Annotated in this window: 18 protein-coding genes; 11 read left to right on the top strand and 7 right to left on the bottom strand. The window is 47.8% G+C overall.

Annotated elements, in window-relative coordinates:
* A partial coding sequence (locus AWU56_RS08045) for a magnesium chelatase subunit ChlI family protein (protein WP_286682207.1) occupies positions 1 to 135 on the top strand: 135 nt, incomplete at its 5' end.
* 103 nt (positions 136 to 238) lie between these two features.
* Here the strand turns inward: AWU56_RS08045 and ltaE are convergent.
* Positions 239 to 1,261, bottom strand: a complete 1,023-nt coding sequence (ltaE, locus tag AWU56_RS08040) for a low-specificity L-threonine aldolase (RefSeq protein ID WP_286682206.1) — start codon at positions 1,259 to 1,261, stop codon at positions 239 to 241.
* 118 nt (positions 1,262 to 1,379) lie between these two features.
* Between ltaE and AWU56_RS08035 the strand changes: the two genes are divergently transcribed.
* From AWU56_RS08035 to AWU56_RS08020, 4 genes are all read left to right on the top strand, one after another.
* On the top strand, positions 1,380 to 2,345 hold the full coding sequence (locus AWU56_RS08035) for a cysteine synthase A (RefSeq protein ID WP_071462925.1): 966 nt from the start codon (positions 1,380 to 1,382) through the stop codon (positions 2,343 to 2,345).
* Positions 2,346 to 2,357: 12 nt separating this feature from the next.
* Positions 2,358 to 3,530 (top strand): cystathionine gamma-synthase, encoded by a 1,173-nt coding sequence (locus AWU56_RS08030; protein WP_286682205.1) that lies wholly within the window; start codon positions 2,358 to 2,360, stop codon positions 3,528 to 3,530.
* Between the two features lie 183 nt (positions 3,531 to 3,713).
* Positions 3,714 to 3,941 carry a hypothetical protein gene (locus tag AWU56_RS08025; protein ID WP_006953888.1) on the top strand — a complete coding sequence of 76 codons (228 nt, stop codon included), beginning with the start codon at positions 3,714 to 3,716 and terminating at the stop codon, positions 3,939 to 3,941.
* Positions 3,942 to 3,947: 6 nt separating this feature from the next.
* A complete protein-coding gene (locus tag AWU56_RS08020; RefSeq protein ID WP_286682204.1) occupies positions 3,948 to 4,370 on the top strand; it encodes a VOC family protein in 423 nt (140 codons plus the stop codon).
* On the opposite strand, the gene AWU56_RS08015 is transcribed toward AWU56_RS08020, so the two are convergent.
* Positions 4,367 to 5,314 (bottom strand): threonine ammonia-lyase, encoded by a 948-nt coding sequence (locus tag AWU56_RS08015; protein WP_286682203.1) that lies wholly within the window; start codon positions 5,312 to 5,314, stop codon positions 4,367 to 4,369. The genes AWU56_RS08020 and AWU56_RS08015 overlap by 4 nt on opposite strands.
* A 34-nt stretch (positions 5,315 to 5,348) precedes the next feature.
* Here AWU56_RS08015 and AWU56_RS08010 point away from each other — a divergent pair, with 34 nt between their 5' ends.
* The gene (locus AWU56_RS08010) at positions 5,349 to 5,960 is read left to right on the top strand and encodes a YjaG family protein (RefSeq protein ID WP_071462929.1); all 612 of its coding nucleotides are present in this window, start codon (positions 5,349 to 5,351) and stop codon (positions 5,958 to 5,960) included.
* On the opposite strand, the gene AWU56_RS08005 is transcribed toward AWU56_RS08010, so the two are convergent.
* Positions 5,945 to 6,223 (bottom strand): DUF1145 domain-containing protein, encoded by a 279-nt coding sequence (locus tag AWU56_RS08005; RefSeq protein ID WP_006953882.1) that lies wholly within the window; start codon positions 6,221 to 6,223, stop codon positions 5,945 to 5,947. The genes AWU56_RS08010 and AWU56_RS08005 overlap by 16 nt on opposite strands.
* The gene (rsmD, locus tag AWU56_RS08000) at positions 6,220 to 6,819 is read right to left on the bottom strand and encodes a 16S rRNA (guanine(966)-N(2))-methyltransferase RsmD (RefSeq protein ID WP_286682202.1); all 600 of its coding nucleotides are present in this window, start codon (positions 6,817 to 6,819) and stop codon (positions 6,220 to 6,222) included. The genes AWU56_RS08005 and rsmD overlap by 4 nt, the downstream gene beginning before the upstream one ends.
* 109 nt (positions 6,820 to 6,928) lie before the next feature.
* Here rsmD and ftsY point away from each other — a divergent pair, with 109 nt between their 5' ends.
* From ftsY to AWU56_RS07975, 5 genes are all read left to right on the top strand, one after another.
* Positions 6,929 to 8,197, top strand: a complete 1,269-nt coding sequence (gene ftsY, locus AWU56_RS07995; protein ID WP_286682201.1) for a signal recognition particle-docking protein FtsY — start codon at positions 6,929 to 6,931, stop codon at positions 8,195 to 8,197.
* Between the two features lie 17 nt (positions 8,198 to 8,214).
* On the top strand, positions 8,215 to 8,892 hold the full coding sequence (gene ftsE, locus AWU56_RS07990; protein ID WP_286682200.1) for a cell division ATP-binding protein FtsE: 678 nt from the start codon (positions 8,215 to 8,217) through the stop codon (positions 8,890 to 8,892).
* Positions 8,889 to 9,881: a permease-like cell division protein FtsX gene (ftsX, locus tag AWU56_RS07985; protein WP_286682199.1), complete on the top strand. Its 993-nt coding sequence runs from the start codon at positions 8,889 to 8,891 to the stop codon at positions 9,879 to 9,881. Before ftsE ends, ftsX begins: the two co-directional genes overlap by 4 nt.
* 183 nt (positions 9,882 to 10,064) lie before the next feature.
* Positions 10,065 to 10,925 (top strand): RNA polymerase sigma factor RpoH, encoded by an 861-nt coding sequence (gene rpoH, locus AWU56_RS07980; RefSeq protein WP_006953876.1) that lies wholly within the window; start codon positions 10,065 to 10,067, stop codon positions 10,923 to 10,925.
* An 83-nt stretch (positions 10,926 to 11,008) separates the two neighbouring features.
* The gene (locus AWU56_RS07975; protein ID WP_083773204.1) at positions 11,009 to 11,266 is read left to right on the top strand and encodes a YkgJ family cysteine cluster protein; all 258 of its coding nucleotides are present in this window, start codon (positions 11,009 to 11,011) and stop codon (positions 11,264 to 11,266) included.
* Here the strand turns inward: AWU56_RS07975 and AWU56_RS07970 are convergent.
* The 3 genes from AWU56_RS07970 to gpmI are packed head-to-tail and all read right to left on the bottom strand — an operon-like array spanning position 11,228 to position 14,670.
* Positions 11,228 to 12,004, bottom strand: coding sequence for a divergent polysaccharide deacetylase family protein (locus AWU56_RS07970; protein WP_272978289.1), 777 nt, complete (start codon positions 12,002 to 12,004; stop codon positions 11,228 to 11,230). The genes AWU56_RS07975 and AWU56_RS07970 overlap by 39 nt on opposite strands.
* A complete protein-coding gene (locus AWU56_RS07965) occupies positions 11,992 to 13,134 on the bottom strand; it encodes a murein hydrolase activator EnvC family protein (protein ID WP_286682198.1) in 1,143 nt (380 codons plus the stop codon). The genes AWU56_RS07970 and AWU56_RS07965 overlap by 13 nt, the downstream gene beginning before the upstream one ends.
* A 3-nt stretch (positions 13,135 to 13,137) precedes the next feature.
* Positions 13,138 to 14,670 (bottom strand): 2,3-bisphosphoglycerate-independent phosphoglycerate mutase, encoded by a 1,533-nt coding sequence (gpmI, locus tag AWU56_RS07960; RefSeq protein ID WP_286682197.1) that lies wholly within the window; start codon positions 14,668 to 14,670, stop codon positions 13,138 to 13,140.
* Between the last annotated feature and the right edge of the window lie 104 nt (positions 14,671 to 14,774).

Below are 14,774 nucleotides of genomic sequence, written 5' to 3'. Positions count from 1 at the left end.
TTTTACCGAACACTACGACTTGCCCGCACGATAGCCGATCTGGATGATGCGACCTCGGTGGGTCGTCGTCACCTTGCGGAGGCATTGAGCTACCGCGCCCTGGATCGTTTATTAGAACAATTGAAAAAATTATAAGCAACAATAAGCCTGGTGTTGCTAAGCTTGACCTCGGGCAACGCTTTTGCGGAACACGACTGATAAAGTGGCACTTATAGCGCCACTTTACGCTAACGTTTGGTTAACTGCGTTTTCTTTTTAGAAAGTCTTCAAAAAGCACAACAAAACGTTCTAAATTGTCTCGAGAAATATCTAAATGCGTGACTAATCGCAACTTCTTCGCTGCTCCAATTTTTATATGGTGTTGCTCCATAAAGTGCTTTAGAGATTGAGCGAGTTCAAGCGAGGGTAAGGTCAAGTAAACCATGTTAGTACGAGCATTGCTGACCACGATATTGGTGTCAGCGCAGATTGTTTTGAGCGTGGTAGCAAGCCACTGGGCATTATCGTGATCGTCTTGAATACGTTCAAGGTGATGATCTAATGCGTAATCGATCGCAGCTGCTAAAATACCCGCTTGCCGCATACCGCCACCGACCATCTTACGCCAACGTCGAGCACGGGCAATATAGTCAGCCGAACCGACAAGTAGTGACCCGACCGGTGCTCCTAACCCTTTTGAACAGCATACTGAAACAGAATCGAACGGCGCAGCCAGCTCGGTGGCCGTCAATTGCGTTGCTGCCATAGCGTTTACTAATCGGGCGCCATCAAGGTGCATGTTTAAACCGTGCTGTTCAGCCAGGGTACGCGCTTGGTCGAAGTAGTCTTGAGCAATCACCTGACCGGCATGCGTGTTTTCAAATGCGAGTAGTCGGGTAATCGGAAAATGAGGATCATTTGGCTTGATGCGTTCGGCGATAGTGTCTAACGACAGAGTACCATCGGCTTCGACTTCGATGGTTTGTGGCACGATGCCTCCGAGCACCGCAGCGCCGCCTGCCTCATAGCGATAGGTGTGATATTCCTGACCCACGATATATTCTTCACCGTTACGACAATGACTGAGCAAACCTAATAAGTTACTTTGTGTGCCGGAACTGCAGAAAAGCGCATCCTCTTTACCTAACCACTGGGCAACGCGCTGCTCTAACGCGTTAATTGTGGCATCTTCACCATACACATCGTCACCCACATCAGCACGAATCATCGCATCACGCATGGCAGATGTTGGCTGGGTCACTGTATCGCTTCTTAAATCCATTTGCGTCTCGCTTAACTAGTTATTGTTTTGAACAAAGCGTTCTAAGGCGGTGGTTGTTAAGTGGTCAAAGTATAGGGATAATGAACCGCATTGAACAGATGATAAAAAGCGACGCGATATGAAAGTATATGACAACGTATTGGAAATGATCGGCAACACGCCGTTGGTAAAAGTGAACAACATCGATACAGGTCCCTGCGATTTGTATCTTAAGTTAGAGCTGCAAAATCCGGGTGGGTCTATCAAGGACCGCATCGCCGTTGAGATGATTAATGCGGCTGAGCGTGATGGCAAATTGAAGCCAGGCGATACCATCATCGAGGCGACTGCAGGCAATACAGGCTTGGGCTTGGCGTTAGTTGCGGCGAGTAAGGGCTACCCCTTGATGATCGTAATGCCAGATAAAATGAGCCAAGAGAAAGTCAACAATTTGCGTGCGATGGGGGCGACTGTCAAACAGACTCGCTCAGATGTACAAAAAGGCCACCCTGAATACTATCAAGACATGGCCGCTCGCTTAGCCGAAGAAAACGGCTGGTTCTATGTAAACCAATTTGAAAACCCCGCCAACGTAGAAGCGCATTACAAAACCACGGGTCCAGAGATTTGGCAACAAACGGACGGCGACATTGATGCCTTCGTTTGTGGCGTCGGTTCAGGCGGTACATTAACAGGTATTGGCCGCTATCTCCGTGAGCAGAAGTCCGATGTTGATTTAGTGCTTGCCGATCCCGCGGGTTCAATTTTGGAACCATTAGTTAATCGTGGAGAGCATGTCGAAGCCGGTAGCTGGTTGGCAGAGGGTATTGGCGAGGATTTCGTACCAAAAATCTGCGAAATTGAATTAGCCAATAAAGCCTACGCTATCTCAGATAAAGAAGGTATGCAGATGGCGCGTCAGGTGCTCGAGAAAGAAGGCGTCATGGTGGGCTCTTCGAGCGGCACCTTAATCGCTGCTGCAGTGCGTTATTGCCAAGATCAAACCGAGAAAAAGCAAGTGGTGACACTTGCGTGTGATACAGGTAATCGCTACTTATCGAAATTATTCAACGATGAGTGGATGCGTGAAAATAATTTGCTGTAAGGAGTTGTAATAATGGCATCAAACAAACCAATGAAATTTGCGACACGCACCATTCATGGTGGTCAGTCACCTGAGCCGGTCACTGGGGCAGTCATGCCTCCGATTTTTACCAGTTCAACCTACGCGCAAGAGAGCCCGGGTGAACACAAAGGCTTTGAATATTCGCGCTCGCATAACCCAACACGTTTTGCTTGGGAGCGCGCCGTCGCGAATTTGGAAGGGGGCACTCAAGGGCTTGCTTTTGCTTCCGGCATGGCGGCAACTTCAACAATTTTGGAGCTGCTTGATAGCGGTGATCACGTGGTCGCTATGGATGACCTATACGGTGGCAGTTTCCGTTTGTTCGATAAGGTACGTGGGCGTTCAGCGGGACTTAAGTTCTCATACGTTGACCTTGCCGACATTAAGCAAGTCGAACAGGCGCTGACCTCAGAAACACGTATGATTTGGGTTGAAACACCCAGCAACCCTATGTTGAAACTGGTTGATATCGAAGCCATTGTAAAAACAGCAAAGGCACATAATCCAGACATCATCGTGGTAGTGGATAATACGTTCGCGACGCCTTTTAATCAGCGTCCAATTGAGCTGGGAGCCGATATCGTAATGCATTCGGCGACTAAGTACTTGAATGGGCATTCTGACATGGTGGGTGGTATCGCTGTTGTCGGTGATAACCAAGACTTAGTCGAACAGATGCTATTCTTGCAAAATTCGGTGGGTGCTGTTGCGGGTCCTTTTGACTCCTACTTAGCACTCCGAGGTGTCAAGACGTTAGCGCTGCGTATGCGTCATCATAACCAAGCAGCGCTCGAGTTGGCGCAATGGCTCGAGCAACATCCGAAAGTTGAGAAGGTGATCTACCCAGGTCTTGAAAGCCACCCACAACATGAGCTTGCTAAGCGTCAGATGTCCGGTTTTGGTGGCATGATCTCAATTTTATTGAAAGGCGATTTAGCGGCTGCTCGTAAGTTCTTAGAGTCGGTCGAAATCTTTGCGCTGGCAGAAAGCTTAGGAGGGGTCGAGTCGTTAATTGAACACCCTGCGATCATGACTCATGCGTCGGTACCTAAAGAAAATCGTGAGAAACTAGGTATCCTAGACAACTTTGTTCGTGTCTCGGTGGGTATTGAAGATCTAGACGATCTTAAAGCCGATCTGGATACTGCTTTAAACGCGTTCTAAACGATAGAACCGATTAAAATAAAAAACATAAAACTTAAAAACCGGTCAATAGACCGGTTTTTTTGCATTTAAATCAATGACTTATACATTATTTTACAGTTTAGTCATAATTGAGTAGGCTTAGAAATAACAAAAAACTGCAGTTTGCAGTGATAAAAATGTTTGCTAAAGAAGGAAATAATTATGCTATTGAGCCTACTGTTACTTCAGGGACTCGTAGCCGCGTTATTGTTTTACGGCTTAGTCGGTCAGTATCAATCTAAACCCCTCTGGAGTTTATTAGCGGTATTGACTGCAGGGTTTATTCCTCCGCTTAATTGGGGTCTATTGCTTGCTGCTATCGGGCACCGTATGTGGAAGCGTTCTCCAGCGATGCGTCAGTCTATTCACGAACCTCAAGCACGGATGTAATTGCGAATGTCAGCAGTACGTCCGTTTCATTTAGCCTTACCCGTAAAGTCCCTCGATAATGCCCGCAAGTTCTATGGTGAGATCTTGGGGCTGGAACAAGGTCGTAGTAGTGACGATTGGATCGACTGGAACTTCTTTGGTCATCAATTTGTGACGCATGTGGCACCTGAAATAGCGGGTGTTAAAAACCACAGCGGCGTCGATGGTCACAATGTGCCCGTGCCACACTTCGGTGTCGTGTTATTACGCGAAGATTGGGACGATGTGGCGCGTAAGATTGCTGACTCTGATATTGAGTTTGTCATCGAGCCTTATATTCGTTTTCAAGGCAAACCGGGCGAGCAAGGCACGATGTTTTTCTACGATTACTGCGGCAACGCGCTTGAATTCAAAACGTTCAAAAGCGATGACGATATCTTCGCAACTTAAACCTTGAGCGGCTGACTGGGCTCGGCCGCGATATTCCCACCACTTAATATAATCCCAACCCGTTTCCCGGCGAATCGACTTCGCTCTTGCTTCAGCGCCGCCAGCGTGATCGCTGAGGATGGTTCGACAATGATTTTAAGCCGTTGCCAAATCAGTTCCATGGCCGCTTTCGTGTCTTTATCCTCAATGACAAGCACAGCACTTACGTGGCGTTTCAATATTTCGAAATTATATTCCCCCAATTGCGTCAGTAAGCCATCGCAAATACTACGCGGTGGTTTAGCGGGTTGTCGGACTCCGGTGCGGAGCGACTCAAACCCATCATTGGCGAGCATCGGTTCAGCGCCATAAACTTCGAGTCCTTGCGCTGCTAGGCATGCGCCTGCCAGCAGACCACCACCACCCAAAGGGGTGACGACGGCGTCTAAATCTTCGACTTGTTTGAGTAGCTCTAACGTTGCTGTTCCTTGTCCCGCGATAATATCGGGATGGTCATAGGGGGGAATAAATGTCTCTCCGGTCTGCGCTCGTTCTGCTGCAAATCGCTCTCGCGCTTCCATACCGGGCTCTATCGTGACTATTGTGGCACCGCTGGCTTCAATATTGTTGCGTTTTATAGCAGGCGCGTTATTGGGCACCGCGACCGTAACGGAGATGCCTAAACGTGCTCCAGCATAGCCTAGCGCTGCACCGTGATTACCGGATGATACGGTAAATACACCGGCTTTACGCTGTTGCTTTGACAGAGATAGCAAGGCATTGCTGGCGCCGCGATACTTAAACGCCCCGGATTTCTGAAGGTTTTCGCACTTAAAGAAAACTTCACAGCCCAGGACATTATCGATTTCAGAACATGTGAGTACCGGTGTGTGTTTAATGAAACCCTCCAAGCGATTGGCAGCTAATACAATGTCATCGTAGCGAGGCAAGCTTATTTTAGGCATAATACGGGTCCTTCAGCGAAAACGAGGATTGCTTGTGGGTCAATTAAATACGTTTCAGCGCATCCGTGCGATGGAAACCGAAAAACAATCATTGTTTGCATTGTATCTGTGCGAGCGGATGCTGCCAAATTATGAATTTTTTCATCAGCTCACGGGGTTCGGTGAACTCAAACCGCTGCGTGGTGCACTCAACGCGCTATGGGACCGTCATGCTAATCCTAAACACAGCAAAATTAATGCGGAACGTTGGCAAGAGAAAGTCGATGAAGTGACGCCGAGTGAATACGGTCATGACATGCTCGGAGTTTATCCTGCGATGGATGCGTGTACTGCTATCAGCACCTTGCTGCAGGGTGTGCTTGATAAAGACTCAAAAAACTTTGTCGATGTGGCGAAAGTATCACAAGCCTCGGTGGCTAAATTCATTGAGCTTAATATCGCCGATGAGGTACCCGCTGAACAGTTACGAGAGGCGGTTAATCAGCATGAGTTGTATCAGTATGAAGTTGAAATGCAGCAAGCGATGCTCAACTACCTCGAAGCGCAACCGACAGTCACTAAGGCACTGGTTAATCAGCTGAAGCAAATGGTGGCCGATGAAGGTATCTCTAACATCGGCCTTGAAGTGAATCAGTCATCAGACTGACGTGCGTAGATTGTTAGCCATCCGAAAATGCCGAAGATAAGAATCTGCCAGCCATCTCCCTTTTTCCAAGGGAGTTGAGCTTTCATCGTGGCAACAAAAATCCCCAGCAATAACAAATGCATAATGACAAGTACGCCGAGTAACATAGCAATCAGACCATAAGCTTGGGTGCTCATGTCGACGACTAAACCCGATAAAAGTGCAAGCAAAGCAATCCATATAATGGCAAAAATCGCTTTGCCGAGAAGTAAAATCATATTCATGCGTGTGTTGTCTCTTCAGTTGATGGAGTGAGCAGTCTAAAGCTGACTTGACCGTGATGTTTTTCTCTGAGGATATCGAAGTCATTGAAGATTTCAGGCGGCAAGTTGCGTTCACTTTCGACGTAAACTAGCGAATCCGAATGTAACCACTTACCTCGCTTCAGCGCGTCAAGCGTCGGACTGACGAGTGATTTATTAAACGGTGGATCGATAAATACGATGTCTAGTTTAGTGTGTTGAGTTGACTCCGCTTCTAGCCAATCGAGAGCGCTTTGTTGTACCACATTAATTTGTGGCGCCGATAAGCGACTGACATTTTGACTCAATTGCCGCGCCGCCGCTTTATCCATCTCTATCAATGTTACCTGTTGGGCGCCTCTTGATGCGGCTTCAAAGCCTAAGCTGCCGCTGCCTGCAAACAGATCGGCAATCTGTGCACCTTGGATATCAAATTGCAGCCAATTAAATAAGGTTTCTCGTACGCGATCCGTGGTGGGGCGAAGCCCCTCGGATGTCAGTATGGGCAGCTTACGCCCGCGCCATTGCCCGGCGATAAGGCGCAATTCTCCTGTTTTCTTGTTGCTTTGTTTTCTCACAATATAATTGGCCTGGTTAATTATCTGGGTGCGTCGTCAGTTTCGCTACAGCGTGGTAAACTATCACTAGTTTAACGATTTAATGGTTGTAGTTCCAAGGTATTCAATTATGGCAAAAGGTTTGTTTTCAATGTTTCGACGCAATAAATCGTCGAAACAAGATGAGAAAGAAATAAAACAAGATGAGCAAGAGCAGCAGTCGAACCCACGTGACGCTGATGCAACGGAAGACTGTGCGCAAGTGACGGCCGATTCAGCCGCAGGAAAGCCGTTACCCGAGGTCGAGCCGGAACCACCTAAGCAGTCTGAACCCGAACCTGAGCCCGAACCAGAACCAGAGGTTGTCTCTGCAGACGAGACAGGAGCTGAGTCCAGTATTGAGCCTGAAGCAGCTTCAGCAACAGAATCTGAAGCTGAATCAGCACCCGAAGCGGCACCCGCTAAGAAGAAGGGGCTTTGGGCTCGTTTGACCGAGGGACTCAAGAGGACATCGGGCAGTATTGGCTCGGGCTTATTCGGCGTCTTTAAAGGTAAGAAGATCGATGAGGATCTGTTTGAAGAACTGGAAACGCAGCTATTAATGGCTGATTTAGGTGTGAAAACGACCACAAAAATCATCGATAATCTGACGCAACAAGCGGATCGCAAGCAACTTAAAGATGCCGAAGCGCTGTATGAATTGCTACAAGAGCAGATGGAAGCCTTGCTCGAGCCGGTTGATAAGCCGCTAGCGATCGATACGAGTAAAACGCCCTACGTTATTTTGATGACCGGTGTAAATGGTGTGGGTAAAACCACCACCATTGGTAAGCTCGCTAAACAGTTCAAACGCGAGGGTAAGTCAGTCATGCTCGCAGCCGGGGACACATTCCGCGCTGCTGCTGTAGAACAGTTACAGATTTGGGGCGAACGCAACGAAATCCCCGTCATTGCACAACAAACCGGTTCTGATAGTGCATCGGTATTGTTCGATGCAATGCAGGCGGCGAAAGCCCGTGGCATAGACGTGCTTATTGCCGATACGGCTGGGCGTTTGCAAAATAAATCTAACCTCATGGAAGAACTGAAAAAAATTGTACGGGTGATGAAAAAGCAGGATCCAGAAGCGCCGCACGAAGTGATGCTAACACTAGATGCGGGCACCGGTCAGAATGCCATCTCGCAAGCTAAACTGTTTACCGAAGCTGTCGGGGTGAGCGGTATCGTGATGACGAAACTGGATGGAACTGCAAAAGGGGGCGTCATCTTTGCCGTTGCTGATGAGTTTAAGATACCAATCCGATACATTGGTGTGGGCGAGCAACTGGACGATCTAAGGCCATTTGTCGCGCGAGACTTTATTCAAGCGCTATTTGACCGTAAGCTAGACCAAGAATAAAGCAACTTTAAGCCACTATGATACGCTTCGAGCAAGTTAGTAAAACTTATCCTGGGGGTCACCAAGCCCTCAGTCATGTTGATTTTCATGTTGAGCCAGGAGAAATGGCATTTTTAACGGGTCACTCCGGCGCCGGTAAAAGTACCTTGCTCAAACTAATCAGTGTGATGGAGCGCCCGACCGCCGGTCGAGTGCGTATCAATGGTCATGATCTCAACACGATTAAGCCGAAGCAGGTCCCTTTTGTACGTCGCGACATTGGTATGATATTCCAAGACCACCGGCTATTAATGGATAAATCGGTGTTTGATAACGTCGCGTTACCATTGATCATTGAGGGTTACAGCGTACAAGAAGCACGTAAACGGGTACTTGCCGCCCTTGAGAAGGTCGGCTTGGCGGATAAGTATCGGCATTTTCCCATGATGCTCTCCGGTGGTGAACAACAGCGTGTCGGTATCGCACGCGCTATCGTTACCAAACCGCCTTTACTATTGGCAGATGAACCTACGGGTAACCTTGACCCTAAGCTCTCTATGGACATTATTCGGCTATTTGAGGAATTCAACCAAGTCGGTGTATCGGTACTCATTGCTACGCATGATTTAGGTCTCATTGCGCGGTTAAAATATCGGACGTTGACCTTAAAAGAAGGGCGGCTCATTAATGATGGCCTAGAGGAGCAACCGGCATGAGCTTATTGTTCCGCAACCGAGTCGTCGAAAAAGGTGCTCAACAACAAACCAGCTTACCGTTTTGGCGGCGTATTTTGATGATCCCGGTGCATCATTTGCAACAGGCGGTCAGTAGTCTAGGGGAGTTGTGGCGTAATCCTATTGCGAGCTTAATGACTGTTGCTGTACTTGGTTTGAGCTTAACGCTACCTAGCGCACTCTATGTGATGGTAAAAAACACCTCCCAAATTGCTGGACAGTGGCAGCAAGCCTCTGAAATTTCATTGTTTCTGCGTACTGACGCAAGCCAGCAATCGGTTGCTACATTAAAGCAGCAGATAAGTATCCGTAATGACGTCGAATCGGTTCAGTGGGTTACCAAACAAGAAGGGTTTGAGCAGTTTAAAGCAACTTCTGGTTTTGGTGAAACATTGGATTATTTTGACAGTAACCCGCTTCCCGACGTACTGGTTGTAACACCAGCGCAACAAGCACGCACGCCTGCGCGGGCGCAGGCATTGCTTGAAGAACTACAACAGGCTCGCGAAGTGCAGATGGGTAAGCTCGATGTTGATTGGCTGTCTCGCCTACAAGCGATTGTTGATTTAATTCAGGATGTATTGGCCGCATTAGCGCTGCTTTTATGTATCTCTGTCATTCTGATCGTGAGCAATACAATCCGACTGAATATACTCAGTAAACGTGATGAAATCGTGATTATGAAACTCGTCGGAGCTACTGATGCATTCATTCAACGGCCGTTTCTTTATACCGGTGTTTGGTATGGTGTGGCAGGCGGTGTGATTGCATGGTTGGCAACCCAGTTATTGATCTGGTGGATTGGTTCTGCCGTAACTGATGTAACTGAATTATATCAATCACAGTTTTCCCTTTCAGGATTGACTGTGGGAGAGATGTTAATGGTCTGGTTGGTTGCTGTGGCGCTGGGTTTAATCGGTAGTTTTCTAGCGGTGCGAAAGCACATAAAAAGTATCGAACCAGAGGCATGATCGAAAACGATCGCAAAACTTGCGTTGACAAACATGCGCGTTATACTGAGATTCTTGGCGATCGTTTTTTCGGGTCCAGCACTGACGATCTGTTGCGCTAAAAGGGAACTTGCGTGTAAAAAAGCGGTCATATGAATAGGTTATGCTAGTCGATACATGTAGTGAGTAATTAGAGGTTGTTAAATGAGCACTGAATTAAAAACCATGGCTTTATCGGTCCCTCAGGGCGGGGGTCTTGACGGTTACATTCAGTCAGTCAACCGCATTCCAATGCTGAGCGCTGAGAAAGAAAAAGCGCTGGCAAAACGTTTGCAGGAAGATAAAGACTTAGATGCAGCGAAAGAGTTAATCATGTCGCATCTACGTTTTGTCGTGCACATCGCCCGTGGCTATTCTGGCTACGGCCTGCCGCAAGCGGATTTGATTCAAGAAGGTAACATTGGTCTCATGAAAGCGGTAAAACGCTTTAACCCAGAAGTGGGTGTGCGCCTTGTTTCATTTGCTGTGCATTGGATTAAGGCAGAGATTCACGAATATGTATTGCGTAATTGGCGAGTTGTAAAAGTCGCGACCACCAAAGCGCAGCGTAAATTGTTTTTCAATTTGCGTAAGATGAAGAAACGTTTAGGCTGGTTCAATCAAGATGAAGTCGAAACGGTGGCAAAAGAGCTAGGTGTTTCGAGCAAAGAAGTCATGGAAATGGAAGCGCGCATGAGTGCCCATGACCAAGCTTTTGAACTGAGTTCTGACGATGATGATTCTAAAGAAGGCTCGACCTACTCACCGGCGATGTATCTTGAGGACAAACGCTCAGATCTCGCGGAAGAAATCGAGACTGAAGACTACGAAGCACACACTCAGAAAAAGCTGTTTTCAGCGATGAGCGAGCTTGATGAACGTAGTCAGGATATCGTTCAGTCACGCTGGTTGTCTGAAAGTAAAGTTACGTTACATGATTTGGCCGCGAAGTATGAAGTGTCTGCTGAACGTGTTCGTCAGCTGGAACAAAATGCGATGAAGAAATTGCGTGCAGCGATGTCATAACTGAGTCTGTATTGTGTACCAAAGGCGCTGCGCAAGTAGCGCCTTTTTCGTTTCTGATTGCCCAGTAGATTTTTGGAGGATTCATGGAGTGTCGTATGGGGTGTGGCGCTTGTTGCATTGCGCCGTCGATCAGTTCTCCGATTCCGGGAATGTCCGAGGGTAAAAGGGCAGGTGAGCGTTGTGTCCAACTCGATGACGATAATTTGTGTCGTTTGTTTGGTGACCCGCGCCGTCCTCAGGTGTGTTCAGACTTTGATGCGACGCACGATGTATGCGGGGATAGTCGTGATCAAGCGCTGATTCTACTGACCCGTCTTGAACAAGCCACTGGCGATGCTTAACTCGCTTTTAACTGTCAATTCCGATGCGAAAACTAGCTGAACATCATCTTCTTTTAACGACTTTAAGCGCTGTTTTAAAAATTTAATCGTTTCCGGGTAAGGGTGACCAATTGCAATAGCACTCCCGTGTGCGTGAGCGATCTGTATTAGCTCATCAAACTGCTCAGTGAGATATTGCTCGTCTGTTTCATTATCGATAAAGACGTGTCGCCGTGCGACAGGTACTTGGTAGGACTGTGCCATCTTTTCTGCCACGGTGTACTCGGTTGTTCTACTGTCGATAAAGTACAAATCGTGATTTTTTAATGACTCCATCACCGCTTGCATAGGTTGCGTTAACTGCGTGAGTTGACTGCCCATGTGATTATTAATGCCGACCACATAAGGAATATCATCTAATACTTGCCGTAACTTGAGCTTTATTTCGGCACTCGACATATCGGCGGTGAGCGCACCTAAGCCCAAGGCATTCCCCGCTAAAGCTTGCATCGGTACATGTGCCATAATTTGTTTGCCTTGGTGATGCGCTTTTAAGGCAAAAGACCGACCGTAAGGGGTAAAGGGGAGAATAGCAAAGGTAATATCTCCGGGGAGGTCCGCGGCTGCGAGATCTTCTGGGTGATTACCGATGTCATCGATAATAATAGCGATCCTGTCGGCAGCGACCACAGGGGAAACCATTATAAAACTGAGTACGAGTAGACACAGGTAACGGCCCATGACGGCTAGCGAATCCATTGGGTTGGGTTTTCGGGTTGCCCTTTAAAGCGAATTTCGAAATAAAGTGCAGGAGAATTTTGCGCGCCGCTTTGACCCATCAGTGCAATTTCCTCGTTTTGCTGTACCTCTTCGCCGACATTCTTGAATATCACTTGGTTGTAGCCATACAAGCTCATATAGCCCTCACCGTGGTCGATCACAATAACCAGTCCGAATCCACGTAACCAGTCGGCAAAAACAACACGACCGTCTGCAATGCTACGGATGCTTTGCCCCTGTTCGCCATCAATGAGTACGCCCTTCCAGCGAATAGGGCCCTCACGACGTTCACCGAACAAACGCTGTACTTTACCATTGGTCGGCCATTGTAAACTCGCTTTAATAGGCTTCAAACCGACTAACTCAACACGATCACTAAGTGCTTCCTCAATGGCAGCAATCACCTGCTCTAATTCAGCTTGACTACTTCGCAGCTCGGCAATTTTTTCTTCCTCTGAGCGCTGTTCATTACGCAGTTCGGCAATGGCTTGTTCTTGCTTTTGTTGTTGCTTCTCAAGTGCGGAACGTTGTGCTGACTGTTCGCCGCGCAACTCAGTTTGTTGTTGGTATTGCGCTTTTAATGCCTGTTTGACCTGTTCCAATTCAGTTTGCGTTTGTTTTAACTCATCAATCGCCGCGATGCGGGCATCGTTTAGGTACTTATAATACGTCAGTTGACGTTCGAGAGTGGATGCCTTTTGTTGATTCAATAGCAGTTTAAGATAATCGTAATCGCCGTTTGCGTAGGCGGCAACCACTTGATCCTTCAGCGCCTTAAGTTGTTCGCGGATATCGCTTTCCAACCGACTTTGCTCTGCTTCGTTGTTTTGAATCTCCCCAGCTAAGGTTTGCAATCGCTCGCGGGTGTTTTGCAGCGCTTCGGCCAATTTGGCGGTGCGGAGCTCTAATTTTTTGAGCGCCCGCTGACTCGATGTTAATGCTTGTTTGCGTGACTCAAACGCTTCAAGCCGTGACTGTATTTCGGCTTGAATCGCTTTAAGTTCGGCCTGCTTTTCTGCCTTGGCTTGCTCAGTAGGCTGCTGCGCACTAACGTCAGCAGCCAACAAAGTGACTACAAGAAACAAACTCCATACAAACGCTTTCAGCATTAATTAACCGTCCAATTGCATGAGCGTTTTACCCGTCATTTCATTTGGCTGTTCAAGTCCCATTAAATGCAACATGGTGGGCGCCACATCGGAGAGAATACCATTGCGTGGTGTTGCATGACGACCGACATAAATAAACGGAACAAGCTCACTGGTGTGCGCTGTATGGGCTTGGCCAGTGCTCGGGTCGCTCATTTGCTCGGCGTTACCGTGGTCAGCGGTAATAAGGCATTCACCGCCCACTTTTTGTAATGCATCAACTACTCTTCCCACCGAATGGTCAACGGCTTCACAGGCTTTTACTGCTGCATCAAAGTTACCTGTATGACCCACCATATCACCATTAGGGTAGTTACAAATAATGACGTCATACTCTTGATTATCGACAGCTTCAACAATCGCATCAGTGAGTTGCTCTGAACTCATTTCAGGTTGCAGATCGTAGGTTTTTACCTTAGGTGAAGGAATAAGTTTGCGTTGTTCGCCATCAAACGCTTGTTCCCGTCCTCCACTAAAGAAGAATGTGACATGCGCGTATTTCTCTGTTTCAGAAATGCGCAACTGCGTTTTATCGTGCTTAGCTAACCACTCGCCTAACACATTGTCGAGTCTTACCGGTGGGAAGGCACAAGGCGTGTCAAATTCATCAGCGTACTGGGTTAACATGACAAAGCCGCTGAGTTGTTTGCGAATGCCACGTTCAAACGTATCGAGTTCATTATCAATAAACGCACGTGTCATCTCGCGCGCTCGGTCAGCGCGGAAATTCATAAAGAACACCGCATCACCGTCCTCTATCGCGGCCGGCTCTCCAATGACCACCGGGCTGACAAACTCATCGGATTCGCCCCGCTCATACGCGTCGGCGAGGGCGTTATGAGCGTTATTTGCGCGATGTTCAGCACGTCCATGATAAACGGCGTTAAATGCACCTTCGATGCGCTCCCAGCGATTATCGCGGTCCATTGCGTAAAATCGACCCGATAGTGAGGCAAAGCGACCTACACCGAGTCGTTCGAAGAGTGCTTCAAACTTTTCAATCGACGGACCTGCTGATTTAGGCGGGGTATCGCGACCATCAAGAAAGCCATGCACGTAGATACGTTGAGCGCCTTTTTTATGCGCCAATTCGACCATCGCCATGAGATGCTCCTCATGACTGTGAACACCCCCTGCTGAGAGTAGTCCCATGATATGGACTGCTCCGTTTTTAGCGACCGCTTGTTCCACGTTTTCGGTCAACACAGGGTTATCGAAAAACTCTCCCGTTTTTATACTTTGCGAGATGCGCGTGAAATCTTGATAAACAACGCGGCCTGCACCCAAATTAACGTGGCCTACTTCAGAATTGCCCATTTGGCCATCCGGCAAACCAACGGCGCCTCCCGAGCCGTCGACTAAACAGTGAGGGTACTCATCCCACAACCGATCCATCACTGGCGTGTTCGCCGCGGTTATCGCGTTGTCCGGAGCTGAATCACGGTATCCCCAGCCATCTAAGATCATCAAAACCAATGGTTTTTTATCATGTGCCATATCGACTACCTATGCGCTTGAAAGCAAAAATATATTTTGTCCAGTTTACTGGATTTCTGCCGATTTCGCATCCACTCGATTTGCTATTGGTAGTTAGGGCTACA

The sequence above is a fragment of the Idiomarina sp. T82-3 genome, assembly GCF_001577655.1.
Classification (GTDB): Bacteria; Pseudomonadota; Gammaproteobacteria; order Enterobacterales; family Alteromonadaceae; genus Idiomarina; species Idiomarina baltica.
The sequence above is the reverse complement of the archived record's forward strand: the minus strand, read 5'-3'. Positions and strand labels throughout refer to the sequence as shown.